Annotated in this window: 23 protein-coding genes; 9 read left to right on the top strand and 14 right to left on the bottom strand. The window is 64.2% G+C overall.

Annotation, left to right across the window (positions count from 1 at the left end):
- The first annotated feature begins 68 nt into the window (after window positions 1-68).
- The 3 genes from J0X27_RS08950 (at window position 69) to J0X27_RS08940 (ending at window position 2,498) form a co-directional block, all read left to right on the top strand.
- Entirely contained in the window at window positions 69-524 is a 456-nt protein-coding gene (locus J0X27_RS08950) for a TIGR00725 family protein (RefSeq protein WP_207272062.1), read from the top strand.
- Window positions 525-670: 146 nt separating this feature from the next.
- The gene (locus J0X27_RS08945; RefSeq protein ID WP_207268809.1) at window positions 671-1,378 is read left to right on the top strand and encodes an Sjogren's syndrome/scleroderma autoantigen 1 family protein; all 708 of its coding nucleotides are present in this window, start codon (window positions 671-673) and stop codon (window positions 1,376-1,378) included.
- Window positions 1,379-1,640: 262 nt separating this feature from the next.
- Entirely contained in the window at window positions 1,641-2,498 is an 858-nt protein-coding gene (locus tag J0X27_RS08940; RefSeq protein WP_207268808.1) for a phosphatase PAP2 family protein, read from the top strand.
- 68 nt (window positions 2,499-2,566) lie between these two features.
- Here the strand turns inward: J0X27_RS08940 and J0X27_RS08935 are convergent, their stop codons facing one another.
- Window positions 2,567-5,026 carry a DEAD/DEAH box helicase gene (locus J0X27_RS08935; RefSeq protein WP_207268807.1) on the bottom strand — a complete coding sequence of 820 codons (2,460 nt, stop codon included), beginning with the start codon at window positions 5,024-5,026 and terminating at the stop codon, window positions 2,567-2,569.
- Window positions 5,027-5,157: 131 nt separating this feature from the next.
- On the opposite strand from J0X27_RS08935, the gene J0X27_RS08930 reads away from it, so the two are divergent.
- Window positions 5,158-5,658, top strand: coding sequence for a TspO/MBR family protein (locus J0X27_RS08930; RefSeq protein ID WP_207268806.1), 501 nt, complete (start codon window positions 5,158-5,160; stop codon window positions 5,656-5,658).
- A 110-nt stretch (window positions 5,659-5,768) separates the two neighbouring features.
- Here J0X27_RS08930 and J0X27_RS08925 read toward each other — a convergent pair whose 3' ends face one another.
- The 6 genes from J0X27_RS08925 to J0X27_RS08900 form a co-directional block, all read right to left on the bottom strand.
- Window positions 5,769-6,989: an MFS transporter gene (locus tag J0X27_RS08925; protein WP_207268805.1), complete on the bottom strand. Its 1,221-nt coding sequence runs from the start codon at window positions 6,987-6,989 to the stop codon at window positions 5,769-5,771.
- A 126-nt stretch (window positions 6,990-7,115) separates the two neighbouring features.
- Window positions 7,116-7,700: a diacylglycerol/polyprenol kinase family protein gene (locus tag J0X27_RS08920; protein ID WP_207268804.1), complete on the bottom strand. Its 585-nt coding sequence runs from the start codon at window positions 7,698-7,700 to the stop codon at window positions 7,116-7,118.
- A gap of 153 nt (window positions 7,701-7,853) precedes the next feature.
- Entirely contained in the window at window positions 7,854-8,258 is a 405-nt protein-coding gene (locus tag J0X27_RS08915; RefSeq protein WP_207268803.1) for a PIN domain-containing protein, read from the bottom strand.
- Between the two features lie 3 nt (window positions 8,259-8,261).
- Complete coding sequence (locus J0X27_RS08910; protein WP_207268802.1) at window positions 8,262-8,528, bottom strand: AbrB/MazE/SpoVT family DNA-binding domain-containing protein; 267 nt, start codon at window positions 8,526-8,528, stop codon at window positions 8,262-8,264.
- 152 nt (window positions 8,529-8,680) lie between these two features.
- Entirely contained in the window at window positions 8,681-10,459 is a 1,779-nt protein-coding gene (glyS, locus tag J0X27_RS08905) for a glycine--tRNA ligase (RefSeq protein ID WP_207268801.1), read from the bottom strand.
- Entirely contained in the window at window positions 10,452-11,306 is an 855-nt protein-coding gene (locus tag J0X27_RS08900) for a CBS domain-containing protein (RefSeq protein ID WP_207268800.1), read from the bottom strand. The genes glyS and J0X27_RS08900 overlap by 8 nt, the downstream gene beginning before the upstream one ends.
- A 135-nt stretch (window positions 11,307-11,441) precedes the next feature.
- On the opposite strand from J0X27_RS08900, the gene J0X27_RS08895 reads away from it, so the two are divergent.
- Window positions 11,442-11,603 (top strand): DUF7556 family protein, encoded by a 162-nt coding sequence (locus J0X27_RS08895; RefSeq protein ID WP_169924398.1) that lies wholly within the window; start codon window positions 11,442-11,444, stop codon window positions 11,601-11,603.
- Window positions 11,604-11,621: 18 nt separating this feature from the next.
- Here J0X27_RS08895 and J0X27_RS08890 read toward each other — a convergent pair whose 3' ends face one another.
- A complete protein-coding gene (locus tag J0X27_RS08890) occupies window positions 11,622-11,960 on the bottom strand; it encodes a hypothetical protein (RefSeq protein WP_207268799.1) in 339 nt (112 codons plus the stop codon).
- A 139-nt stretch (window positions 11,961-12,099) separates the two neighbouring features.
- Between J0X27_RS08890 and J0X27_RS18225 the strand changes: the two genes are divergently transcribed.
- Window positions 12,100-12,198, top strand: a complete 99-nt coding sequence (locus tag J0X27_RS18225; protein ID WP_207272061.1) for a winged helix-turn-helix transcriptional regulator — start codon at window positions 12,100-12,102, stop codon at window positions 12,196-12,198.
- A 69-nt stretch (window positions 12,199-12,267) separates the two neighbouring features.
- Window positions 12,268-12,801, top strand: a complete 534-nt coding sequence (locus J0X27_RS08880; RefSeq protein ID WP_207268798.1) for a DUF7974 family protein — start codon at window positions 12,268-12,270, stop codon at window positions 12,799-12,801.
- Between the two features lie 131 nt (window positions 12,802-12,932).
- Here J0X27_RS08880 and J0X27_RS08875 read toward each other — a convergent pair whose 3' ends face one another.
- The 6 genes from J0X27_RS08875 to J0X27_RS08850 form a co-directional block, all read right to left on the bottom strand.
- Window positions 12,933-13,091 (bottom strand): hypothetical protein, encoded by a 159-nt coding sequence (locus J0X27_RS08875; protein ID WP_207268797.1) that lies wholly within the window; start codon window positions 13,089-13,091, stop codon window positions 12,933-12,935.
- A 206-nt stretch (window positions 13,092-13,297) separates the two neighbouring features.
- A complete protein-coding gene (locus tag J0X27_RS08870) occupies window positions 13,298-14,614 on the bottom strand; it encodes an ABC transporter ATP-binding protein (protein WP_207272060.1) in 1,317 nt (438 codons plus the stop codon).
- A 10-nt stretch (window positions 14,615-14,624) separates the two neighbouring features.
- The gene (locus tag J0X27_RS08865) at window positions 14,625-15,791 is read right to left on the bottom strand and encodes an ABC transporter ATP-binding protein (protein ID WP_207268796.1); all 1,167 of its coding nucleotides are present in this window, start codon (window positions 15,789-15,791) and stop codon (window positions 14,625-14,627) included.
- A 2-nt stretch (window positions 15,792-15,793) separates the two neighbouring features.
- Window positions 15,794-16,825 (bottom strand): ABC transporter permease, encoded by a 1,032-nt coding sequence (locus tag J0X27_RS08860; protein ID WP_207268795.1) that lies wholly within the window; start codon window positions 16,823-16,825, stop codon window positions 15,794-15,796.
- A gap of 2 nt (window positions 16,826-16,827) precedes the next feature.
- On the bottom strand, window positions 16,828-17,829 hold the full coding sequence (locus J0X27_RS08855; RefSeq protein WP_207268794.1) for an ABC transporter permease: 1,002 nt from the start codon (window positions 17,827-17,829) through the stop codon (window positions 16,828-16,830).
- Between the two features lie 117 nt (window positions 17,830-17,946).
- Entirely contained in the window at window positions 17,947-19,530 is a 1,584-nt protein-coding gene (locus J0X27_RS08850) for an ABC transporter substrate-binding protein (protein WP_207271985.1), read from the bottom strand.
- Between the two features lie 440 nt (window positions 19,531-19,970).
- Between J0X27_RS08850 and J0X27_RS08845 the strand changes: the two genes are divergently transcribed.
- Together J0X27_RS08845 and polC are read left to right on the top strand one after the other, a co-directional pair.
- Window positions 19,971-20,435, top strand: a complete 465-nt coding sequence (locus J0X27_RS08845; protein ID WP_207271984.1) for a PPC domain-containing DNA-binding protein — start codon at window positions 19,971-19,973, stop codon at window positions 20,433-20,435.
- 1 nt (window position 20,436) lies between these two features.
- Entirely contained in the window at window positions 20,437-25,566 is a 5,130-nt protein-coding gene (polC, locus tag J0X27_RS08840) for a DNA polymerase II large subunit (protein WP_207271983.1), read from the top strand.
- Window positions 25,567-25,647 lie beyond the last annotated feature (81 nt).

The raw sequence follows: 25,647 nt of genomic DNA, 5'->3' as shown, positions 1-25,647 counted from the left end.
TTTCGGTGGCCACGATACTGTGACTCGAGACCGAACCGATCATGGACGTCGCCCGCGGCTACCCGTGTATGCGCGTCAGCGTCATCGGCGGCGGACGGATCACGGACGAACAGCGAGCCCGCGCGGAAGCGGTCGGGCGCGAGCTCGCGCGCCGCGGTCACGTCGTCGTCTGTGGCGGCCGCGGGGGAACGATGGAAGCGGTCTGTCGCGGCGCGAAACGCGAGGGTGGAACCACGATCGGGATCCTCCCTGGCGAGCGTCGGGACGCGGCGAACGAGTTCGTCGATATCGCCATCGCGACCGGGCTCGGCCACGCCCGGAACGCGCTCGTCCCGCTGAACGGCGACGCGGTGATCGCGCTTTCCGGCGGCGTCGGAACGCTCTCGGAACTCGGCTTCGCCGGTATCTACGATCGGCCCATCGTCGGCCTCGAGACGCACGACGTCTCTGATCTCGAAACGGATTTCGAGAGCGTCGACACGCCGGAAGCGGCCGTCGATGCCGTCGAAACCGCACTCGAGTAGTCCCGAGGCGCGACCGTTCCGGGCTCGACGGCCGCTCGCTCACGCGCTGACGGGACTCGAGGGAGCGGTTCCGTCGGGCAGGAACGGCCGCGTCCAGCGTCCGTTCGTTCGCAGCTTTTTCGATGGTCCGCCGTCTCTAGACGAGTATGAGCGACTTCGACAAGGAAGCCGAGCGCGAGAAACTTCGCGAGAAGTACGAGCAGGACAAAGAAGAGCGCAAGGCAACCCAGCGGATGAGCGACCTGCTGCTCAAGGGCGCGACGATGACCAACGCTCACTGTGGAACCTGTGGTGACCCCCTCTTTCAGGAGGACGGAACCACCTTCTGTCCCAGCTGTCACGGGAACCCCGACGCCGTCCAGGGGACGGATCTCGAGGCTCAGCCGGCCGTAGAGGGGGAAACAGACGGGAATACCGGGGCCGATACCGGCGGCGACGACCCTGCGCCGACGAACGGAGCCACGACTGACACTGGCGACGGTGACTCCAGTTCGCTCCCATCCGAGACGGCTGCCGCCACCGACGCACCCTCGGCGGGCCGTCAACGCGACGACCAGCGGCGTCAGGAGACACGAACCGACGCGACCGCTCCGGCAACCGACCCACAGTCGTCGTCCAGTCCGTCGTCGGCCAAACCGGAGCAGCCGACGCCGTCACAACCCGCCGTGTCCGCATCCGATCGGAACCGTTCGTTCCACTCGAGCGACGGCGACCTCGAGGCCGCGCACGACGCTCTCGTTCGATCCCTCGAAAAATTCGCCGAGAAGGCCGCTGCGACTGACGACCCCCGCTACGCGAAGGAGTGTCTCGAGGCGGCTCGCGAGGCCGGCGAGGCGTTGACGACGCTCCGGTGACGAATCTCGGAACCTCGGTGTGCTGATCAGCGTCCGTCTGCCAGTTGCTTCCGTGGTATCCTTGCCGGCCCTCCGATCGTGGCAACTGAGTGACTGAAACGCGGTCACCAGAAGGCATATATTCGTTGATATTATATCGAGGAACGAAATTCATCGGGCGGAGTCGGAGCCCTCTCCATCCGTCGGCGATCCGAACCCGTCGGTATTCGCCCTCCGCGCCATCGCCCGCAAACCACCACTCGCGTCCCTCGAGCAACCACCCATGGCACTTGGATTCGTCGTCTTGCTTACGGTGTTCGTCGTCTGTATCGCCCTCGTCGGGACCTGTACGACCTGTCTCGACCGATCGACCCTCGACCGGACGGCAACCGAGTTCGATCACCGGCTGTTCGAAATCGCGCCATACCTCGGCATAACGGCACTGTTTTTCCTGGCAAAGCGGGCGACACACGGCCACAGTTTGCGGATCTCTCGGACGCTCGATTGGGATCTCACCGCGGCGATCTACAGTATCGAAGGCGAGTTCGTGGCGTCGCTCCAGGCGTTTGTCCCCCAGGCGACCCTGGAGTTCTTCTCGGTGATGTACATGTTCGGGTTTCCCTACCTGCTGGTGACTGCGCCGATCCTCTACTTCCTGTTGCCGTCCCAGCGTCACCTCAAGGAACTGCTCATCGCCTATCTCTTGAACTACCTGATCGGCACGCTTTGTTACACGCTGTTTATCGTGTATGGTCCGCGTAACCACCTCGCGTCCGTCGACGGACTGATGTACAGCTTCTACCCGCAGACACAGGAAATGACGGCGGCAGTGTCGGCGAACACGAACGTGTTTCCGTCGCTCCATACGTCGTTGGCCGTCGTCGTCTTCCTGTTCGCCTGGCGATCGCGCAGTGACTACCCCCGGTGGTTCGCGATCGCATCGTTCGTCGCGGGCTGTGTCGTCTTCTCGACGATGTATCTCGGGATCCACTGGGCTATCGACGTCCTAGCGGGCATCGCCCTCGCCATTGTGAGCGTCCTCGCGGCCGACCGCCTCGTCGGCCGTGCGGAGGGTGACAACGATCGCGTTCCGGCTTCGGACGACCGCGAGACGGGTATCGCGTCCGAAACGAACGACTGAGCCGTGGGCCCGTTCACCCGAGACCACTGCGGACGGCCGACGACGCTCCCGACCGATCGCTCACCGGGTCAGCCCGTGTAGTCGCTCCCGATGACCTCCCGAATCCGCTCTGCCGTTACCGTTCCGACGCCGTCCGCTTCCTGTAACTCGTCTTCCGTCGCGATCATCACCGCCTCGACGGTGCCGAACTCCTCGAGCAGCGACCGGGCCGTGACGGGGCCGATTTCGGCGATCGAGGCGACGACGTACTCCTGCTGTTCGCTCAAGGTCTTGGTCCCTTTCTCGCCGTGGACCGAGACCTCGCGATCGGCGGTCTCCTGTTCCCGGCCGGCGATCACCGCAAGCAGTTCGGTCGTGTCGTCTTCGCCGTCCGTCCGCAGGACGCTCGCACCGAAATCGACGGCCAGACTCGAGAGCGCTCCCCGGACCGCGTTCGGGTGGACGTCCCGCTGTTCGTACAGTCCCTCGCCCTCGACGACGACGATCGGCCGCGAGTAGTGGCGGGCCATCGCGCCGACCTGTTCGAAGACCGACCGGTCGCCCCCGACCAGCGAGTCCACGAAGTCCGCGACGGATTTCCGTTCGACGACGACCCGGTCCGAGAGGACGTAGTCGCCGACGTCGAGGGTCTCGAGGCTGACCTCGTATGCCTCGCGTCGCGAGAGTTCGCGGGCGATGTTCGCGTCCATCTCCCGCTGGTCGGCGACGACCGCCACGGTGTCTCCCTCGGCGTGTGGCTCGGGGGTGTCGACGTCCTCGTCGATTTCGTCCGCCCCGTCTCCAATGTCCTTATCACTACCCGTTTCCGAGTTGTTTTCTCCGAATTCCTGCAGTCCCGGCCCCGCTGCAACCCCCTCGCTTCCGCTGGAAGAATCGCCGACGGCGTCGGCTTTCTGCTCGTCTCCGTCTACTTTCGCTCCGCTCTCGTCTCCCCCCTCGAAATCGGTCAGTGACTGCTGGGAATCGTCGAGTTCCTCGGTAATCTCGGGAGTCAGTCCCTTCAATTCGCGGAGTTCGTTTTCCATCTCCTTCTCGCGCCGCCGCGAGATCCAGAAGTAGGCCTCGTCGCGGGTGTCCTCCGCCATGAGGACGACGACGCGGCCCTCGGTCTGTCGACCGGTCCGTCCCTTCCGCTGGATCGAGCGGATCGCCGTCGGCACGGGTTCGTAGAAGAGCACGAGGTCGACCTCCGGCACGTCGAGCCCCTCCTCGGCGACCGAGGTCGACACCAGCACCTCGAACTCGCCCGCCCGGAACTCGTCCAAGACCGCCTGTTGCTGGTTCTGGGTCATCCCGTCGGACCCTTCGCGGTCGCCCTGCCCGACGAACCGTTTCGCGTCGAAGCTGTCCGAGAGGAAGTCAGTCAGCGCCTCCGCCGTGTCGCGGGATTCCGTGAAGACGATCACGCGTTCGCCACCCTCGAGTCCCAGCGTCTCCGCGAGCAGCATGCGGGCTTTGCTGTATTTGGGGTGGATCTCGTCGAAGCTCTCGGCTTTCCGCATTGCCTCGCGCACGCGTGGATCCGAAACCATCCGCTGGCTCGCCTTGGACGCCCCCGACGAACGGGCCTGATTGCGCTGGCGCTCGAAGTACCGCCGGAGCGCCTCGACGCTCTGGGTCTCGACCAGCGTGACGGCCTGCCGGAGTTTCATCACTTCGGCGTGGATCGACATTCCCTCGAACCCCTCCGACTGGTCGTTGTTGATCAGCTCCTGGAGCTCGGCTCGCATCCTGTTGAGATCCTTCTGGGACTGGTCGGGCTGGGTCGAGCTCGCGACCCCCAGCTCTTTGAGCTTCTCGAGGCGCTCCGTGATGACCTCGTTTAGAGCGTCCCGGATCTCGAGGACCGCCTCGGGGAGGTCGATGCGCTCCCACTCGACGTCGGTGTCGTGGGTGAACTCCTCGACGTCGGCGTCCTCCTCGGTCATCACCTCGACCTCGTCGATTCCGAGGTTCTCACAGACGTCCAGGATGGCCTCCTCGTCGCCGCCGGGGGAGGCCGACATCCCGGTCACGAGCGGCTGTCGGGCGTCGGCGTGGTAGCGCTCGGCGATGTAGTTGTAGGCGTAGTCGCCGGTCGCGCGGTGACACTCGTCGAAGGTGAGATGGGTCACGTCGGCGAGCGAGATCCGACTCCCGACGAGGTCGTTCTCGATCACCTGCGGGGTCGCCAGTACGACCGTCGCCGACTCCCACATCGCGGCGCGATCGTCGGGGCTCACGTCGCCGGTAAAGACGACGATCTCCTCGTCGGGAATCCGCAACGCTTCGCGATAGAACTCCGCGTGCTGCTGGACGAGGGGTTTCGTCGGCGCGAGCATCAGCGATTTGCCGCCGACCTCCTCGAGCCGGCGGGCCGTCACGAGCAGGCTCACCGTCGTCTTCCCCAGCCCGGTCGGGAGACAGACGAGCGTGTGGTGGTTCGCGGCCGTCCCGGCGAGTTTCAGCTGGTAGAGTCGGCGCTCTAAGAAGTCGGGCTCGAGGAGCGGATGCTCGATAGACGCGATGTCCTCGTCCGTCGTAGCCATTACCCCGTCGTTCATCGTCGCCGCGAATAAGGGTTCCCGTACCGCGGTGAAAGTGGTTTCGCGGGCAGGGGACTGCCGGCACCGAACCGCGGAGGGCCGATGCATAAACCCGCTGGTGACGTAGTGAACGTATGGAAACCCGAACGAACACCGCTAACCGTCCCGACGGCAGGTCGATCCTGACTGCCGCCGGTTTCGTCCTGTTGGTCAACCTCGTCGGCGCGCTGCCCAGCGTCTTTTCCTCGCCGGATACGCCGTGGTTCCGCGCCCTCGAGAAGCCGAGCTTCTACCCGCCCACGATCGCGTTCCCGGTCGTCTGGACGCTCCTCTTTACCCTACTGGGCGTCGCGCTGTGGCTCGTCTGGCGCAGCGAGGCCGACGGCCGCCGCCTCGCGCTTGGGCTGTTCGCCGCCCAGATGCTGTTCAACGTCGCCTGGACGCCCGCCTTCTTCGCGCTCGAGGCCCCGCTCGTCGCGCTGGGGATCATCCTCGTCCTCTGGGGGCTCGTCGTCGGCACGATATTCGCCTTCCGACGGGTCGACCGCCGCGCCACGGCGTTGCTGGTCCCGTATCTCGTGTGGGTGACCTTTGCGGCCGTGCTCAATTTCGAACTCTGGCGGCTGAACGCGTGATACGGTTTGCTGTCCCGATGACCCGGTGGGACCGCAGGGCGGTTCTCGGTCCCTCGGCACTGACGGACAGGAGACCGTCTGAGAGTCGCCGATCACACGTCGGCGCTCGATTACTGCTCGGACAGGTCGGGCAGCCACCACGTCAGGACGACCGCGACGGCGACGAACCCGGCTAGCATGAGATACGCCTCGTCGAAGTAGCCCCGATCCGCGAGCGCGCCGAACAACACCGGACTGAGCGCGCCGATCGTCATGTAGACGGTCCGCAGGAAGCCAAGCCCCGTCCCCTGCATGTCCGCCGGAAACGCCGCGGTCAGGTACGGCAGCGTGATCGTCCCGTAGCCGAGAATGCTCGAGAGGAAGACGGTCCCGACGGCGATCGGCCAGAACCCCTCGAGGAAGGGGAGCGCGATTAGCGAGCACACGACGACGCCCAAGACGGGCGGTAGCGACGTTCGGATGCCGAATCGGTCGTAGAGCCGGCCGGTCAACGGCTGGACGACGATCCCCATCGCGAAGAACGTGCTGAACAGGCCGGTGGCGACGCCCTGTGGAACGTCCTTGATCTCGATCAGATAGGTCGGATAGAAGCCGGTAAACGCCTGCCAGACGCAGTAGGTCAGGATCTGGATCGCCGTCACGGTGACGATCTCGGGCCGACGCAGTTCCGAGCCGACGTAGCGGACCGTCTCGAGGCCCACGCTGTCGACGGCGCTTTCCGCACTCGAGGTGCGTTCGGGGACGACGAACCGGAGGCCGACAGCGACGACGGCGAACGCCGGGACGGCGAGGCCGAAGCCGTACTGCCAGGCGAACGCCGACGCGATCCCGCCGGCCGCGAGCGGCAGGAGGGTGTTGCCGGCCTGGCCGGCGGCCATGGTCACGCCGATCGCGGTGCCGTCGTTGTCGGGATAGATGTCGGACAGCGTCGTGAACCGGGCGACGCCGTACAGCGCCGTCCCGAAGCCGAAGGCGGCGGTTGCGAGATACACTACCGGTGCGGAGCCGGCGACGGCGACGAGCCCGAGCGTTACCGCGGAGATTGCCGTACTCGCGACGAGGACGTTCCCCTCGCCGAACCGATCGGCGAGCAATCCGCCGGGGAGTTGCCCCAGTGCATAGCAAAGCCAGAGCGCGGTCAACAGGAAGCCGGCCGTCGTCAGATCGAGCCCGTAGGCCTGCCGCAGATGGGGAAGGAGTACCGGATACGCGAGTCGAACGCCGATCGAGAGGAACCAGCCGGCCGCGACGGCCGCCAGGATCTCGCTGCGGCCGTCCGTCAGGACGGCCCGCACGGTCGCCAGCCGATCCCTCGTTTCCAGCAGTGACACGGTCGGATCCCTCACTTCGCCGGCGACGGTCTTGAGCAACACAGAACGGTACGTGTTTGCCGATATCGGAACCGGGCGACGCGTCACACGCGGCGTCGTCGCGACCGTGGCCGGCTCGAGTTCGGCTTACACCGGTCCGAACTCGAGGACGAGATACGCCAGACAGCCGGCGTAGATCGGGATCGTCAGGTTGTCGTCGATGATGTAGGTACGGATCTCGAGGGTGATGCCGTCGGCGATCGTCGCCCCGAGGGCGGCGATCAGCGCGACCACGATCGGGAGGAACGGAATCGCGATCACCGTCGAGACGAGGAACATCGTCCCGAGCACTTTCGGCGGCTTGATCCGCTGGAGGGAGTCGTCCGAGACCGCGCCGCTGATCGGGTCACCCAGCGCGAGCATCAACATCGCGGGGAGCGCGATCCGGGGCTCGAACGCGACCACGACGGCGGCCATACTGATCAGGTATAACGCGTACGCGGCGGGGTTGTCCTGCTCGTACTCCCGTGTGAGCACGTCGTAGAGCCGCCAGTCGAGTCCGATCCGGAGCCGCAGGAACTCAAGGACGAGCGCACCGGCCGCGAGGAGGACCATGAGGACCCGGAACCGAGGCCACGTCAACCCGAGTCCGAGATAGTCGGCGAGCAGATAGAGGGCGACCAGTCCCGAGCCGCTGGCGTGGACGAGTCGCCGCTTTAGTTCGTCGGCCATCGTATCGTGCCTTGGGAGAGATGACCTTCAGTCCGTCGGTTAGTTCTCTCGACCACTATATAGTATTTAAAAGAACGAGCGAGAACGAGTCGTATCCGGTCGTGACTGTAACCGTCTGGCCCCGGATCGGTGGACGAGCGTGCTGACGGCTCGTCACTCCGTCCCGCTGTTTGGTTCCAGCGGGATTCGATCGAGACCGACCGTCTCGTAATCCATCTCGCTGGACAGAACGGTTCCCGCTCCCGTTGCGATGAGGCCGGCATGCAGTGCATCGAACGGTGTCATATCGTATTCGTCGAGGAAGGCCGCTGCTGCGAGCACTGCGTCTTCGTGTTCCGCCGGATGGATCGGGACGAGTTCCAGCAAATTCGTAACTGCCCGCGGCGCATCGATTTCATACGCTTCGTCGTTGCGATCGTAAAACAAGACTAGAACCTCTGCATAGCCCAAGATCGACGTGTGGAGATCGTCTCGTTCGTGGAGTTCGCGGAGCGCGGACTCTCGAAGCCAGTCATCGTCCTTTACGAGTGCCGTCAGGAAGTCCGTTTCGACGTACACGGGTCATTCCTCTCGGTTCTGTGAGCGACTATCGGCTTCGTTTCGAATCTCTCGAGCGATTCTCTCGCGCGCTTCCGTTTTCAACTCGTCGCCGTCCGCTCCCTCGAACGCATCACCGACGGCAGCCCGAAGCCCATCCAGCGGATCCTCATCGACCGGGAAGAGCGCGACGTGGCTCGGAAGTTCGACGATACGATACTGGTTCCCGAACCGCTCTCGGACGTCCTTCGGGAGGTAAATTCGCCCTCGTTCGTCCGTCGATTTCGACATGCCAGTCGTTACTTACACGGGAACGATTGAATATCTTCCCGTGAATAGGCACATATTCCCGTGTCATATCGGAACGTTCTCCCTCCGGATACTGAACGGTCCATACTGTCCGAGACGGTAACCGTGTCTCCCGCGACCTCGATCGACGCTGCTTACTCCCCGAGGTCGTCGAACGCGAGGTCGCCGGCGCGAATCGCCGACAGCGTCTCGGGCAGGTCGTCGATCGCCAGCCGCTTCTGGTCGGTCGAGTCGCGTTCGCGGACCGTGACGCCGCCCTCGTCCTGCTCGATGCTCTCGTAATCGACCGTCACGCAAAACGGCGTGCCGACCTCGTCCTGGCGGCGGTAGCGGCGGCCGATGTTCCCCGACTCGTCGTAGGTGACCGACAGCCCCGCGTCACGCAGGGCCGCGGCGATGGCCTTCGCCTCGGACTCGAGTTCGTCGTCGTTCTGTAAGGGGAAGACGCCGACGAAGGTCGGTGCGACCTCCGGATCGAGTTCGAGGAAGGTCCGTTCCTCGCCGGCGACCTCGTCCTCGCGGTAGGCGTGGTGGAGGACGGTGTAGACGGTCCGATCGACGCCGAAGGAGGGTTCGACGACGTGGGGCGTGACGTGCTCGCCGGCCTCCGTCTGCTCCTCGACCGCGAAGCCGGTCTTCTCGACCGGGATCTCGTGGCTCTCGCCCTCGAGGTCGATCTCGACGACGTCCCCATCGAACGCGGAGCGGTCGCGGGCCGCGAGGGCCTCGAGTTTCTCGACCACTGCTTGCGCGTCGCCGCCGAACTCGGGCCCGAGGTAGCTCATGTCGGGGTCGACGGTGGCGCGCTCGACGGTCTTGGGTTCGTCGTACTGCTTGAAGACGGTGAAGCGATCGCCGGAGTGTTCGGCGTGTTTCGAGAGGTCGTAGTTGCCCCGGTGGGCGAAGCCGGCCATCTCGATCCAGTTGCCGTCGATCTCGCTTTCGGCGTCCCAGCAGTCGCTGGCGTAGTGGGCCCGCTCGCCCGCGAGGTGCTGGCGGTAGCGGAACCGATCCATGTCGACGCCGACCGCCTCGTACCACGGCTTCGCGACGCCGAGGAAGTAGGCGACCCACGGGTCCGTGATGATCCCCTCGGCGACTGCCTCGCCGATCGTCGTCCGGAATTCGTCGCCGTCCTCGGCGTTCTGTTCGCTGGCCGGGTAGAGCGTGACTTCGACGTCTTCGACATCGGAAAGGTCCGGCTCGTCGGCCTCGGGGTCGATGAAGTACTCGAGTTCGGCCTGGGTGAACTCGCGGGTGCGGATGATCGAGCGCCGGGGGCTGATCTCGTTGCGGTAGGCGCGACCGATCTGGGTCACGCCGAAGGGGAGCTGATTGCGCGCGTACTCCTTGAGCCGCGGGAACTCGACGAAGATACCCTGTGCCGTCTCGGGGCGCAGGTAGCCCGGGTCGGAGTCGCCGGGGCCGATGTTCGTCGCGAACATGAGGTTGAACGCGTCGACGGCCTGGCCCGCCAGCCCCGCACCACAGGAGGGACAGACGAGTTCGTACTCGGCGATGACGTCTTCGACCTCGGGAATGGGGAGGCTCTCGGCGTCCTCGTAGTCGGTGTTGTCCTCGACGACGTGGTCCGCACGGTGGCTCTCGCCGCAGTCGGGACACTCGACGAGCATGTCGTCGAAGCCGTCCAGATGGCCCGAGGCCTCGAAGACTGGTTCGGGCATGATCGTCGGCGCGTCGATCTCCATGTTCCCCTCCGCGACCGCAAACCGGTCGCGCCAGGCGTCCTCGACGTTGCCCTTCAGCGCCGCGCCTTGGGGACCGAATGTGTAGAAGCCACCGACGCCGCCGTACGCCCCCGAGGACTGGAAGAAGTAGCCCCGTCGTTTGGCCAGTTCGACCAGTTTCTCGCTCGTCGTTTCCTCTGCGTTCGCGTGTGCTTGCTCACTCATAGAGTACCTCCAGGAGATCGACGTCGCGGACGATGCCGACGAGGTCTTCGCCCGCGACCAGCGGAATCTGTTCGATGTCGTTGGTTATCATTCGCTGTGCGGCTTCTTTGACCGCCGTCTGGCCCGACACCGTCACGATGTCGTCGCTCATGAACTCCCGGACCGGTCCCGTGGGGATCTCGATGTCACGCGTGGGGAGATAGCGACTGCCGACCGCCTTGATGCCCTCCCAGGACCACTCGTCGTCCTGGTCGCCGAAGTTGTCCCCCGTCTCCTCTTCGCCCTCGACGATCCGGGCGACCTCGAGGATGTCGACCTCGGTAAGGACGCCGCTCATCCGGCCGTCGTCGTCGAGCGCGACGGTGTAGGGGACGTTCGCGTAGGAGAGTTCCCGTTCGGCGACGGGCAGCGGCGCACCCTCGTAGCTCGTGTTCACGTTCTCGCTCGCGTAGGTCTCGACGACGCCCTCGGTCTCCTGGTCGCCCGACGCGATCGCGTGGATGACGTCGGTGACGGTGACGATCCCCTCGAACTCGCCGTCGACCACGGGCACCCGTCGCGCACCGTCTTCGACCATCGTTCGCGCGACCTCCTCGAGCGCGGTCCCAGCGGTGGTCGTCGGGACGTCCTCCTCCATCAGCATGACGAGCTGGTCCTCGTCGGGCTGATCGATGAGCGTCTCTCGAGAGATCAGCCCCCGGTACTCGAGCCCGTTGTCGGTCTGTTTGACGACCGGAACGGACGAGAACGACTGTTCTTGCAGGTACTCGAGGACGTCCGAGCGGGTCCCCGGCAGATCGGCGGTCACCACGTCTTCACGGGGCGTCATCGCGTCGGCTACGTTCATATCACCAGGGTACGGCGAAAATGAGTATAAACCCAGTGTTTCGCGGACCGGTATTCCGCCCGTCGCGACGATCGGTCTCCTGCGTGGACAGTCCGATTCGATGAGTTTATATGTACGTGAGTGTCACTCATTCACATGGCGACGAAACCCCACGCCATGGCGTCCGACGAGACGATCGTTGGTTCAATCGACTCGACCGCCGCGAGCGACGAGTACGTCATCGCCGACATCTCCGCGGACGGTGCCTGGCTGTCCATGGAGGCCGACGACGCGCCGACGCTTCCGGCCTGGCGATAACTGGGGTGGGGATCGGGATCAGTTTTCGACGAGTCCGGTCGCGACGGTCGTCGCGGCCGACAGCGGCAGACCGACAGTCGCGGCCGACGTGCGGGCCGCCCACCGTTCGTCGGCCTCTCGCGTCTGAAATCCCGCGACCGCTAGACAGATCGACGTGTAGGCGTCCTCGAGCGTCGGTTCGCCGTCCGACTGCGGTCGATCGGTGACACCACCGAACGTGGAGTAACTGCAGTGACCCGAAGCGATGGCCGAACCTCCCGACGACCGCCCGAACCGTCCGATTCGCCCCGTGATGTCGACTGCTATCGCCGGCTCGACGGACTGATGGAACTGCTCAGCCGCCGGTACGCGATGCAACTGATCTGCGTCGTCGCTGCGATCGGCCCGGCCCGCTACGGCGAGCTCGACGGCGCGTTCGAGGACGTGAGCAGGTCGCCGCTCTCGAGTCGACGACCTCGTCGATGCTGGCTCCCTCTCGCGAGCATAGTACGCGGAGATCCCGCCCCGCGTCGAGTACGACCTCACCGACGACGGTGACGAACTTCGCCGTCGGCTACAGTCGCTCCTCGAGTGGGCCGCCGACCGGGAGCAGTAGTCCCGCCTCGAGCCCGGCGGTTCGCACAGAACCCTGGTCGTTTAGTGTGCCCCGCCAGTCGGTGCATCTATGGGGCCCTCACGACCGCGACGGAGCACGGGTGGGGACTCGAGCGACGGCCTCGGAACCGAACCCGACGGCTCCCGTCCCTCCGTCACCAACCTCCTCGCAACGCTGGTTCCGCCGGCGGTCGCGCGACGTGCGATCGCCGTCTCGGTGGCGACCGACCGGGACGTCTACGAGCGCGACGACCCCGTCGAGATCACCGTCGAATTCGAGAACCGGCTCCCGATCCCCGTCGAACTGCCGACGCCCCGGCAACGCCGCTGGGGGTGGACCGTCGACGGTGAACTCGAGGCCAGCGACGAGCGCCGCTACACCCGGGAGCAGCCCGCAACGTTCGACTTCCGCGGTGGCGAGCGAAAGCGAGTGTCGGTGACGTGGAACGGCCGCCTCGAGCGGGTGCGACACGGAGACCGACGCGAGTCGGTCCTCCCGGAACCCGGCGAGTACGAGATCAGGGCGTTCGTCGCCACGCAGGGAACCGATGGCCGGCCCAGCGATTCGACGACCGTCACGCTGCGCTCGTCGATCGACTCGTGAGCGGCGGTGACGCGTCTGGCGTCGCTGTCGACGGGAAATCGGAGCGAGAGCCAACTCCCGTGAGCGGAGGAATCGAGAAGGAACGACGGCGGAGAAACCGCAACCGCGAGTAGTGGTCGCCGACTCGAGGCTTACCCGGTCAGGAAGCCACCAGGTGGAATGCGGGTCGCGGGGCGGCCGTCCTCGTCCGTCGCCTGGTCGTCCCCGAGCGCCGGCGAGTGATCGATCGTTCGTCGTGCTTTTGCGATTCGTTGCGTGCTTGCCGTGACGGTGGCGAGTATTTTACTCATACACGAGTAACAAAGCGCGCCACACGTATAAGTATTTCCGAGATGAAAGATCGTGTTACTTTGACGGCAGCGATATCGACATTCCAACGAAGCGAACGGTGTTGTTGGGCCGTCTAGTACAAAAATACGGCCAATTAGAGGACGGTGGATCTCGCGCATAGAGAGCAACAACCAAATCTACAAAAACAGACACTACCGGCACGCGGTCACCGATGGAGGTGGCAGGCGGCGGCGTGTTTCCCGGAGCCGTGCTCGGACTCGAGTTCGTAGGCCGGCCGCTCGCGGGCACAGATGCTTCGTTCGGCGAAGGCCTCGAGTAGTAACTCGGTCGCGGCTTCCCACCGCTCGACTTCGTCGTCGCGGTCCTCGCCGGCGTCGCGATCGGCGGCGACGAGGTCGATCGCCTCCTCGACGACCGATCCCGGTTCGCCTCGCGGAAGAGTGTCGTCGAAGAACTCGGCTTCGATCCGGGCTGCCGGCATCGGCTCGAACGTTCGGCGCTTGACCGCCCGCATGAACGCCCGCGTCTGTGCCCACTTCTCCTCGGACCAGTCGTACGCGTCGGGTGCGATCAGGCGTGGACACCGCGTCCGGAACCGACAGCCAGAGGGCGGATCGACCGGACTCGGTACCTCGCCCTCGAGGACGCCCCGGGGGCCGCTTTCCCGCGGATCGGGGACGGGGATCGACTCGAGCAAGGCGCGCGTGTAGGGATGCTGTGGGTTCTCGAACAGTTCCTCTTTTTCGGCCAGTTCGACGACGTGGCCGAGATACATCACCGCCACGCGGTCGCTGATGTGGCGGATCACCGAGAGGTCGTGAGCGATGAAGAGGTAGGTGAGGCCGAACTCCTCCTGGAGCTTCTCCATCGTGTTCAACACCTGCGCCTGAATGGAGACGTCCAGCGCCGAGACGGGCTCGTCACAGACGACGAAGTCGGGGTCGACCGACAGCGCCCGCGCGAGGTTGATCCGCTGGCGCTGACCGCCGGAGAAGGCGTGGGGATACCGGTTGTAGTGACGCGGGTCGAGGCCGACCTTCTCGAGGAGCTCTTTCGCCCGGGCACGTCGCCCCTCGTCGTCGAGCATGTCGTGGGCCCGCATCGGCTCCTCGATGATCTGGCCGACCTTCATTCGGGGATCGAGCGAGGACTGTGGGTCCTGGAAGATCATCTGCATGTCCGAGCGCGTCTGCCGAAGCTCCTCGCCGCCCAGATCGGCCAGGTTCTCCCCCTTGAAGTAGATATCTCCGTCCGTGGGCTCGAGCAGGCGCAGGATCGTTCGCCCGAGCGTGCTCTTGCCACAGCCGGACTCGCCGACGAGACCCAGCGTCTCGCCGGGCTGAATCTCGAGGGAGACGTCGTCGACCGCCTTCACCGTCTCGCGGTCGACGCTGACCGGCGGGAACTGGCTCGGCTCGAACTGCACGCCCGCCAACAGCCCCGACTCTTGTGAGAAGTATTTCCTGACGCCGTCGAGTTCGAGCAGCGCTTCTTCCGATTCGTAGCCGCTCTTCTCGTCCATCCGGATGTCACTACTCACGGCCCTCACCTCCGCTCTCGTCGCCGGCGGGGTTCGCCGCGAGTTCGGATCCGGCGTCGGCGGTCCGTCCGCTGTCCGCGGTCTCGACACGTCCCTTGAGGGGCGAGCTCCCCTCGTAGTCGACGTCGAAGGTGTCGTGTTTCACGCAGGCCGCCCGATGGGGCTCGCCGTCGGCGTCGGCGACCGTCTTCGCGTCGGGATGAACCCGTTTGCACACTTCCCGCGCGTCGGGACAGCGCGGGTGGAACCGACAGCCAGAGGGCGGGTCGATCGCCTCGGGCATTACGCCCTCGATCGCCTCGAGTTCCGTGACGGTCCGGTCGGGCCGAGGGATCGAATCGAGCAGGGCATCGGTGTAGGGGTGTTTCGTATCGTAGAACAGTTCGTCCACCGGCGCTTGCTCGACGATCTCGCCGAGATACATGACGTTCACCCGATCGCAGATCTCGGCGACGACGCCCAGATCGTGGGTGACCCAGATGAAACTCGTTCCGTACTTTTCCTGGAGGTCGTCGACGAGATCGAGTATCTGGCCCTCGACGGTGACGTCCAAGGCCGTCGTCGGCTCGTCGGCGATGATGAGACTGGGTTCGCAGGCCAGCGCCATCGCGATGAGCACGCGCTGGCGCATCCCGCCGGAGAACTGGTGGGGGTACTCCTCGTAGCGTTGCTCCGGATCGGGAATGCCCACCTCCCGGAGCATGTCGATCGCCTCCGCGCGGGCTTCGTCCTCCGGGAGCCCCCGGTTGAGTTCGATGAACTCCCGGAGCTGTCCGCCCACCGTGAAGACGGGGTTGAGCGACTCCATCGGATCCTGGAAGATCACCGCGATCTCGTTGCCCCGGATCCGGGTTCGGATCTCCTCGCTTGAGAGGGCGTCCTCGCGCTCGCGGAGTTCGCCGTCCGGCCCCTCCTCGAGGCCGAAGAGGGTCTCCCCCTTGTAGGTTATTTCGCCGGCGACGATCTCGCCGGGATTCTCGACGAGCCCCATGATGCTCATCGAGGCGACCGATTTGCCCGCACCGCTCTCGCCGACGAGGCCGACGATCTCGCCCTCGTAGACGTCGAACGAGATGCCGTCGACGGCGCGTACTGTACCGGCTTCCGTGAAGAACTGCGTCTTGAGGTTCTCGACGCGGAGTAGTGGTTCGGAACTCATTGTTAGTCGTCAATCCGTGGATCGAGGGCGTCTTGCAGGCCGTCACCCAGCAGGTTGAAGCCCATGATGGTGATCATGATCGCCAGTCCTGGCCAGATCGAAAGCCAGAGGTTCGAGTGCATGTAGCCATGCGAAATGTTGAGCATCTGGCCCCAGTCGGGGGTCGGCGGCTGTGCGCCGTAGCCGAGGAAGGAAAGCCCGGCGACGATGAGGATCGTCACGCCGATCTGCAGCGTCGCGTACACCAACACCGGCGCGAAACTGTTCGGAATGACGTGTCGGGCGATGATGTTACGGTCTTTCACGCCGGCTGCCCGCGCCGCCTCGATGTAGTCCATCTCGCGGATGCTCAGGACGCGACTGCGGATGATACGGGCGAAGACCGGCACGAACGTGATCCCGACACCCAGTACCGCATACCAGATGTTCGCACCGCCGACGAAGACGGTGAAGACGATGATGAGGATCAGCGGCGGAATCGAGTAAATCGTCTCGACGACCCGCATCAGTATATCGTCGGTCTTGCCGCCGTAGTAACCGGCGACGGCACCGATGATCGTCCCGCCGGAGAGGCCGACGAACGTCGAGATGAGCCCGACGAACACCGATACCTGCGTCCCGTAGACGATCCTGGTAAAGTAGTCCCGCCCGGTGTGGTCGGTCCCCAGCGGGTGCTCGAGCGTGCCGCCGGCTGGCAGCGGGTTCCACGACTGCTCGGCCAGCGGGAAGTACGGCGGCATGTGTTGGGTCCCCTCACCCGGTGGCGGAATGTACGTGGGGTGATCGAAGAAGGGCAGTAGCCGCGCGAACGCGAAATCTGACAGGAGCCCGAACGTGAGCAGAGAGAGATGGCTGTCGATCAGGGCGTAGAACGCGACGAAGAGTACGAACGCCACGACGTACAATCCCCAGCGGGCCGTCGCATCTTGTTTGACCCGTGCGAGAGTGTAGCGCCAGCCGACGCGGGCCTCTATCTCGCCTTCGTTCGCCGCCGATTCAGTGCCGCTGTCGAGTTGAGATTCACCGACTGCCATGTTTAGTCCCTCTCACCGTAGGTAACTCGTGGATCGACGTATGCATACGAGATGTCGGTAATGATGACGCCGACCACGAACAGAAAGCCGAGCATCATCGTGATACCCATCACGAGCTGGTAGTCGTTCTGTTTAATCGCTTCGATGAACAGTTGTCCCATTCCGTTGATATTGAACACCGTCTCGGTCAGCACCGCGCCCCCAATCGCCGTTGACAGATTGAGGCCAACGATGGTTATTATCGGCAGCTGAGCGACGTTGAACGCGTGCTTCCGAAGAATCGTCCGCTCGGGAACGCCGTAGGCGCGGGCCAGTTTGACGTACTCGCCCTGGAGCGACTCGATCATCTGCGTGCGCTCGACGCGCATGATCGTCGCCATCTGCAACGTCCCCAGCGCGATCATCGGCAACAGCAGGTGTCTGGCCGTCTCGTAGTATAACTCGAGATGGCTATCGATCCCTGGATAGGAACTGGGCGGTCGCCACGGGTAGTACAGCCCGCTCGAGGGCAACCAGCCGAGTTTGACCGCGAAGATGAGGATCAGGACGATCCCGATCCAGAACGACGGGGTGCTGACGCCGACGAGCGCGGTGATTCGCGAGGCGTGATCGGTCGGTTCGTTGCGTCGATTGGCAGCCACGACCCCGAGTGGGATCGCCGTCACCAGCGCGAACGCGTACGCCGATAGGACGAGCAGGAGCGTCGGCCCGAGTCGATCCATCATCAGGGCGGAGACCGGCCGCTGGTAGTGGATACTCTGTCCGAGGTCTCCCTCCAGTAGACCTGCCATGTACGTCACGTACCGTTCGTGTAACGGCCTGTCGAGTCCGTATCGCCGCTCGATTGATCTGACTAGCTCTTCGCTGTGTTCCTGTCCCTGAAGCATGAGGCTGACCGGATCGCCCGGGCCCAGGTTCGCGAGCAGGAACGTGATGACGGAGATCCCGATCAGGACGGGGATCGCCTGCAAGAGTCTGTATACAGTGTATTTGAGTAGTTTCATTGATCCGCGAGTCCGTCTGTTCTCTCGTCGATATCGTACTAATTCACCGTCACTGTAACCGAGTCGGCGGCGACGTTCTTTCCTCGCCGACTCCGTGTCACACTGATTCCGTCGATTTCACTCCACGGATACGTTCGTGTAGTCCGCGACGAGAGTCGGGTTCCTCGTCACCTCCGGGTGAGCCTGAAGATCCTGAACGTAGTCGCGGGATGCCATCGTGTTGTCCTGAGTGAACGCGGGTAACGCGGGCAGTTCCTCGACGATCTCCCGAATGATGGGCTCGTAGAGGTCGTAGCGTTCCTCCTGGTCGGCCGAGTTCCGCGCGTCGGCGATTGCTTCGTGGAAACCGTCGCTGCCCTCGTAGAAGTGCCCCTGATTGAGTTCCTCCTGGCTCTCGTGGAAGAGCGAGTAGAGGTAGAAGTCCGGATCGGGACCGCCGGTCCAGCCCAGCAGGTACATCTGGTAGTCGTCGGCGTTCCCGGTCGTGTACGTATCGACCAGCGTCGCGAAGTCGAGGACCTGGACATCGGCCCCGTAGCCGATCTCGTCCAGCCGGGTGGCGATCCGTTCGGCCAACTGGGCGCGGATCCCCTCCGGCGTGATGATCGTCGGCGTGAAGTCGTCCGGTGCGTGTTCGTCGAGCAGCGACTGTGCCTGATCGGGATCGTACTCCGGCAGCATGTCCTGATACTCGTCCTCCGGGAACTCCCAGACATCGTTGACGACCGGCGGAATCGGGCTGTACATCGGGGAGTTCACGTTCGCCCCGTTGGACTCGATGAAGTCGGACATCGAGAACGAGTGGGCGATGGCCCGTCGCACCTCGGGGTTCGTCGTCGGCCCCTCGTTACAATTAAACGCCATGTACATGAACGTCGGACTCTCCGCCGAGTGGAGATTGACGCCGTCCTCGCTCTCGAGGACGTCCCAGTCGTCGTTGGGAATGCCCGCGATGACATCGGTGTTCGATGCCCGAATGTCGGAGACCCGACCCGCCGGATCCTCGTGCGCCTCGAAGCGGACTCGCTCGAGGTTCGGATCGAGGTCGCCCCAGTAGTCGTCGTATCGCTGGATCTCGACGTACTCGTTCTCCTGGAGTTCGACGAACTCGTACGGACCGGAACCGATTGGGTTCGTGTTAAATTCGTCGCGGTCGTCCGTTCGGACGCTCTTCGGAACGACCGTCACGCCCATCGTCTGTAGTTCGAACGGGCCGTACGGATCTTCCCCGAGGTCGACCTGCAGCTGGTAGTCGTCGATGACCTCGGCGCTCTCGATCATGTCGTACTCGGAGGCGTTCTCGGTCTCTTCCTCGACGGGTGCAGTAAAAGAGTGAGCGACGTCTTCGGCGGTCACGTCGTCGCCGTTGTGGAACTCGGCTGCTTCTTCGATCTCGAAGATGTATCGCGTCCCATCGCGCTCAACGGTCGGCTCGCCCGTCGCGAGGTTTGGCTGGAGAGTGAGTTTGTCGTCGAACTCGTAGAGCCCGTCGAAGACGTGCTGAATTACCTGAAAGCTGTAGGCGTCGTTCGAAATTACCGGGTCGAAGTTCTCCTCTCTGGCCTGTTCCTGCGTAAAGTGGAACGTTTCTCCGTCGCCGTTTCCGGACCCACCGATACACCCTGCGATCGCCGCCGCGGAGACGGCCGCTCCTGAAGCGAGTAGTCGTCGTCTGGTAATGTCATCCGCGCTTCGTGGCATACCATGACAAATGCTTGATGGTAGGTATTATAGCTTTTGGTATATACTGAATTATGATGCCTATATCGATTCGAAGATGTCGAAAAAAGCGTTTGCCGACCATACTTGTCCTCTCGACTCGGCTTTTGCCCATTGATGGAGAGATCTGGCTGGTAATCGGTACCTATCGATCGGCCTGCCCCTCAGTGACTGATTTGGCCGGCTCCCGCATCGGAAGACGCTCGACGGTCACGCGTTCGAACGTCGCCCCGTTCGGTTTCGCCACCGACGTATCGGAGCCGGTGACCGTCACTGCCTACCTAACCGCACGACAACGTTGCGATCCGCGTGTCAATCGTTTCGGTGGCTCCGATCGCTATACGGCCACTCACCGCCGGAGGACGAGCCGTCGCCGCAACCGACCGCAGGGCTTTTTCTGCCGGCCGACACAGTAGCGTAGTATGAACTATCGAGCCGTCGAAACCACGGGTGAGTACGTCGCCCGCCTCGAGACCGGTGCGGACTGGCGAGCCGAGATCGAGTCGCTCGCGGACGCGGTCGAGGCCGACGCCGCATGGTTTACCGCCCTCGGCGCGGTTCAGGACGCCGAATGCTGGTTCTACGATCAGGAGGCCTGCGAGTACTATCCGATCGAGTTCGACGAGCCACTCGAGGTCGCCAGCTGCGTCGGCAACGTTTCGCGGCTCGAGGTCTCCGAGTCACACTCGGAGGACAGCGAGACGGAGTCTCGCCAGTGGGACCGCTTCGCCCATACCCACGCGGTCCTCTCGGACGAGGAGGGAACCGCCTACGCGGGCCACCTGAACGCGGCGACGGTCTGGGCGGGCGAGGTCCACATGCGCGTTTTCGAGGACCCCCTCGAGCGCGAGTACGACGAGACCACCGAACTGGATCTCTGGCTCTAACATGCGCCCGGAAGACGAACAGTACTTCGAGGGGCTCGAGGCGCAACTCGACGAGGCCTTCGACGTCGCCCAACGGGCCAAAGCACGGGGTGGGGATCCCAAACCGGCGGTCGAGATTCCGGTCGCCAAGGACATGGCCGACCGCGTCGAGAACATTCTGGGGATCGACGGCGTCGCCGAGCGGGTCCGCGAACTCGAAGGCCAGATGAGCAGGGAAGAGGCGGCCCTCGAACTCGCGGAGGACTTCGCCGAGGGGCGCGTCGGCGACTACGAGACGAAAGCGGGCAAGGTCGAAGGTGCCGTCCGCACGGCGGTCGCCCTGCTGACCGAGGGCGTCGTCGCCGCACCCATCGAGGGGATCGACAAGGTCGAGATCCTCGAGAACGACGACGGGACGGAGTTCGTCAACGTCTATTATGCCGGCCCGATCCGCTCGGCCGGCGGGACCGCACAGGCCCTCTCCGTACTCGTGGCCGACTACACGCGCGCGCTCGTCGGGATCGAACAGTACAACGCCCGCGGTGAGGAGGTCGAACGCTACGCCGAGGAGATCGCCCTCTACGACAAGGAGACCGGCCTCCAGTACACGCCGAAAGCCAAGGAGGCGAAATTCATCGCCAAACACCTCCCGATCATGTTGGACGGGGAGGCCACCGGCGACGAGGAGGTCTCGGGCTTCCGTGACTTGGAGCGGGTCGACACCAACAGCGCCCGCGGCGGGATGTGTCTCGTCCTCGGGGAGGGGATCGCGCTGAAGGCCCCGAAGATCCAGCGCTACACCCGGAACCTGGACGAGGTCGACTGGCCGTGGCTCCAGGACCTCATCGACGGCAACTACTCCGACGACGAGGGGGAGACCGGCGACGACGGATCCGATGGCGACGCTGACGAGGCAGAGGCGGCCGAGAGCGACGCCGATGCGGAGGCCGACGACGACTCCGCCACTGACGAATCCGAGGGACCGCCCCGCGTCGACACCTCCGAGAAGTTCCTCCGGGACCTGATCGCCGGCCGGCCGGTCTTCTCCCATCCCTGTGCCCACGGTGGCTTTCGGCTGCGCTACGGTCGCGCACGCAATCACGGCTTCGCGACCGCCGGCGTCCACCCCGCCGCGATGCACCTGGTCGACGACTTCCTCGCGACCGGCACCCAGATCAAGACCGAACGCCCCGGCAAGGCCGCCGGCGTCGTCCCCGTCGACTCCATCGAGGGGCCGACGGTCAAACTGGCAAACGGCGACGTCCGCCGGATCGACGACCCCGAGGACGCCCTCGAGATCAGAAACGGCGTCGAGGCGATCCTCGATCTCGGCGAGTACCTGGTCAACTACGGCGAGTTCGTCGAGAACAACCACCCGCTCGCGCCCGCCTCCTACACCTACGAGTGGTGGGTGCAGGATCTCGAGGCCGCCGGCGTGGACGTACAAGCCCTCGAGGACGACCCCCGGATCGACCTCGAGTTCCCCGACCCCGAGGAGGCCGTCGAGTGGGCCGTCGAGTACGACGCCCCCCTCCATCCCGAGTATACCTACCTCTGGCACGATCTCTCCGTCGACGCCTTCTGCGACCTCGCGGCGGCGGTCGCCGAGGGCCGGGTCGAACGCGACGGCGACGGCAGCGTGAACGGGAACGGGGACGACAGCATCCTCGTCCTCGCGTCCGACGACGCCGTCGCCGACGCCCTCGAGACGATCGTCATCGAACACCGCCAGCGTCCCGACGACGACCGCATCGAGATCGACGACTGGCGGCCGTTCGTCCGCTCGGTCGGCTGCGAGCCCCGGCAGGCCGTCGCCGACGGCGCGGCGCTCGAGCCCGACCAGCGTCCCGAAATCGAACTCGAGCGCACCTGGAGCGACGGCGACCTCTCCGAGCGCGCCCGCACGTGGGGTCACGAGACCGAAGGCGACAACGCCATCGAGGCGGTCACCGAGGTCGCGCCGTTCCGGGTCCGCGAGCGCGCGCCGACGCGGATCGGCAACCGCATGGGCCGGCCGGAGAAATCGGAGAGCCGCGATCTGAGCCCGGCGGTCCACACGCTGTTCCCGATCGGCGAAGCCGGCGGCACGCAGCGCAACGTCGCCGACGCCGCCAAACACGCCGAGACGATGTCCGACACCCCCGGCGTCGTCGAACTCGAGGTCGGCCGCCAGCGCTGTGACAGCTGCGGCACCGAGACGTTCAAGAACCGCTGTCCGGACTGCGACGACCGCACCACGCCGGACTACCGCTGTCCCGACTGCGACCAGCGGCTCGAGCCCGACGAGGCCGGCCGCGTCGAGTGCGACCACTGCGAGCGCGAGGGCACCTGCGTCGAGACCCGCGAGATCGACGTCAACGACGAGTTCCGCAGCGCCCTCGAGTCGGTCGGCGAACGCGAGAACGCCTTCGAGATCCTCAAGGGCGTCAAGGGGCTGTCCTCGCAGAACAAGGTCCCCGAACCCATCGAGAAGGGAATCCTGCGGGCCAAACACGACGTCTCCGCGTTCAAGGACGGCACCGTCCGCTACGACATGACCGACCTCCCCGTGACCTCGGTCCGGGCCAGCGAACTCGACGTCGACGTCGGCCAGATCCAGGCGCTGGGCTACGAGGAGGATATCCACGGCGAACCGCTGACCCACGAGGACCAGCTGGTCGAACTCAAAGTCCAGGACATCGTCCTCTCCGACGGTGCGGCCGAGCACATGCTCCAGACGGCCGACTTCATCGACGACCTCTTGGAGCAGTACTACGGGCTCGAGTCCTTTTATGAGTTCGAGGACCGCCAGGACCTGGTCGGCGAACTCGTCTTCGGGATGGCACCCCACACCTCTGCCGCAACTGTCGGGAGAGTGATTGGTTTCACGAGCGCCGCGGTTGGGTACGCTCATCCGTACTTTCATGCGGCTAAACGACGGAACTGCTTCCATCCAGAGACGAAACTCTGGTCCCAGAACCACAACGGTGAATGGGGTTACGAATCGATCGAAACGATCGTCGAAGAGCGCTTGACTGATCCCGAAGAAGACGATTTCGGAACGCTCGTTCAGGACGTCGACGGACTCAGCGTCCCATCAGTCACTGCCGATGGAACGCCCGTCGAACGGTCCGTTGAAACCGTTTCGAAACATCCGGCCCCCGATCATCTCGTTCGGGTCGAAACACGGAGTGGTCGAACGCTAACCGTAACTCAGGATCACACGTTCCGTCGATGGACGCCGACAGGCTTGGAGTCCGTCGACGCTCGCGAACTTTCGGCTGGCGACGAACTCCCGAGTCCGAAATCGATCGACTTCGAGGGGACGACGAAATCGATCGATCTACTGAAAGCGTTTCTCGAGGCGGATGCCATTCCGAACGACTCGCTCGTTATCCGCGGGCTGGGCTCCGAACAAATCAAGGATTTACTCGACGACGCAACGCCGAATCAGGCGTATCTCAAACCCGTTGCGGAACGACTGGAAGTTTCTCAGTCGACGGTCTACAACTGGGTCAGCCGAGACAGTGTTCCAGTCGGTCCGCTTCTCGCTTTCTTCGACGCTGCGGAACTACGTGACCGCATTCCGGACGACGTTACCCTCGGGATGAAACGCGACACCGCAGCCGTCGAACGACAGTTCGAGATCGACGATTCCGTCGCGACGCTGCTCGGATACTACGCTTCCGAAGGTTTCACTCGTCGTGAAGGCGGATCGTTCTATCAGACGACGATCTGTACGCCCGACAGAGCGGCTCGAGACGACATCATCGATGCGTTCACCGACGCACTCTCGATCGACGCGTTCGAAGAGAACGAGTGGAAGGTAACCGTCTCGAGCCGTCTCGTCTCAGCGCTGTTCGCCGACGTGCTCGACCTCGGTGCGACCGCGGAAACGAAGCGGATTCCGGATTCCGTTCTCGATAGCTCTCGCTCCCAGCTGCGCGCGTTCTTGGCCGCGTACTTCAGCGGAGACGGGAGTACGTCGAGCGAACGAATCGAGGTTCGAGCACACACGATCAGTGACGAACTCGCCACTGACCTCGTTGCTGCGTTGAAACGTTTCGGTATCGCAGCGAAAACCTATCGCGAAAGGCGGCGTCCGTCCACCGGAGCCGTTGCTGAGTTCTACGGTGACGACGAACTAGTCCCCGAATTCGGATCGTGGATTCTCAAGATCACGTCCGAGAACGCCGCTCGGTTCGCTGAACGTATCGGGTTCCATCTTGAACGGAAACAGGAGACGATCACCAACGTCCTCGAGACGACCGAACTCCGCTCGCAGCGCCTTTTCGCTGACGGCGGCGATACGTGGCTCGACGAAGTCGTTTCCGTCGAAATCGTCGAGAGTGACATCGAATACACCTACTGTCTCACTGTCGAGGAGACGAATACACTGGTTGCCAACGATCTGTACGTCGGTCAGTGCGACGGCGACGAGGACTGCGTCATGCTCCTCCTCGACGGCTTGCTCAACTTCAGCAAGACGTTCCTGCCGGACCAGCGCGGCGGGAAGATGGACGCACCGCTGGTGATGTCCTCCCGGATCGATCCCTCCGAGATCGACGACGAGGCCCACAATATGGACGTCGTCTCGCAGTATCCCCGCGAGTTCTACCTCGCGACCCGCGAGCAGGCCGATCCCGAGGACGTCGACGTCGAAATCGCCGAAGAGAACCTCGGCACCGACCTCGAGTACACCGGCTTCGACCACACCCACGACACCACCGACATCGCGATGGGCCCCGACCTCTCGGCGTACAAGACGCTGGGGTCGATGATGGACAAGATGGACGCCCAGCTCGAGCTCTCGCGCAAGCTCGAGGCGGTCGACGAGACCGACGTCGCCGAGCGAGTCATCGAGTATCACTTCCTGCCGGACCTCATCGGGAACCTCCGGGCGTTCTCCCGACAGGAGACCCGCTGTCTCGACTGCGGCGAGAAGTTCCGCCGGATGCCCCTGACCGGCGACTGTCGGGAATGCGGCGGGCGAGTCAATCTGACCGTCCACAAAGGGTCCGTGAACAAGTACATGCAGACGGCCATCCAGGTCGCCGAGGAGTACGACTGCCGCGATTACACGAAACAACGCTTGGAAGTCCTCGAGCGCTCCCTCGAGAGTATCTTCGAAAACGACAAGAACAAGCAAAGCGGGATCGAGGATTTCATGTAACGAAATTTTGCTCTGCGTGCGGTCGCGATGCGACCGCGCTCGGCAAAATCTTCAAAAGAGCGCGTAGCGCTCTTTTGGACA

Origin of the sequence: Natrinema longum, from assembly GCF_017352095.1 — an archaeon.
Taxonomy (GTDB): Archaea; Halobacteriota; Halobacteria; order Halobacteriales; family Natrialbaceae; genus Natrinema; species Natrinema longum.
This window is presented reverse-complemented; position numbering and strand designations above follow the sequence as displayed.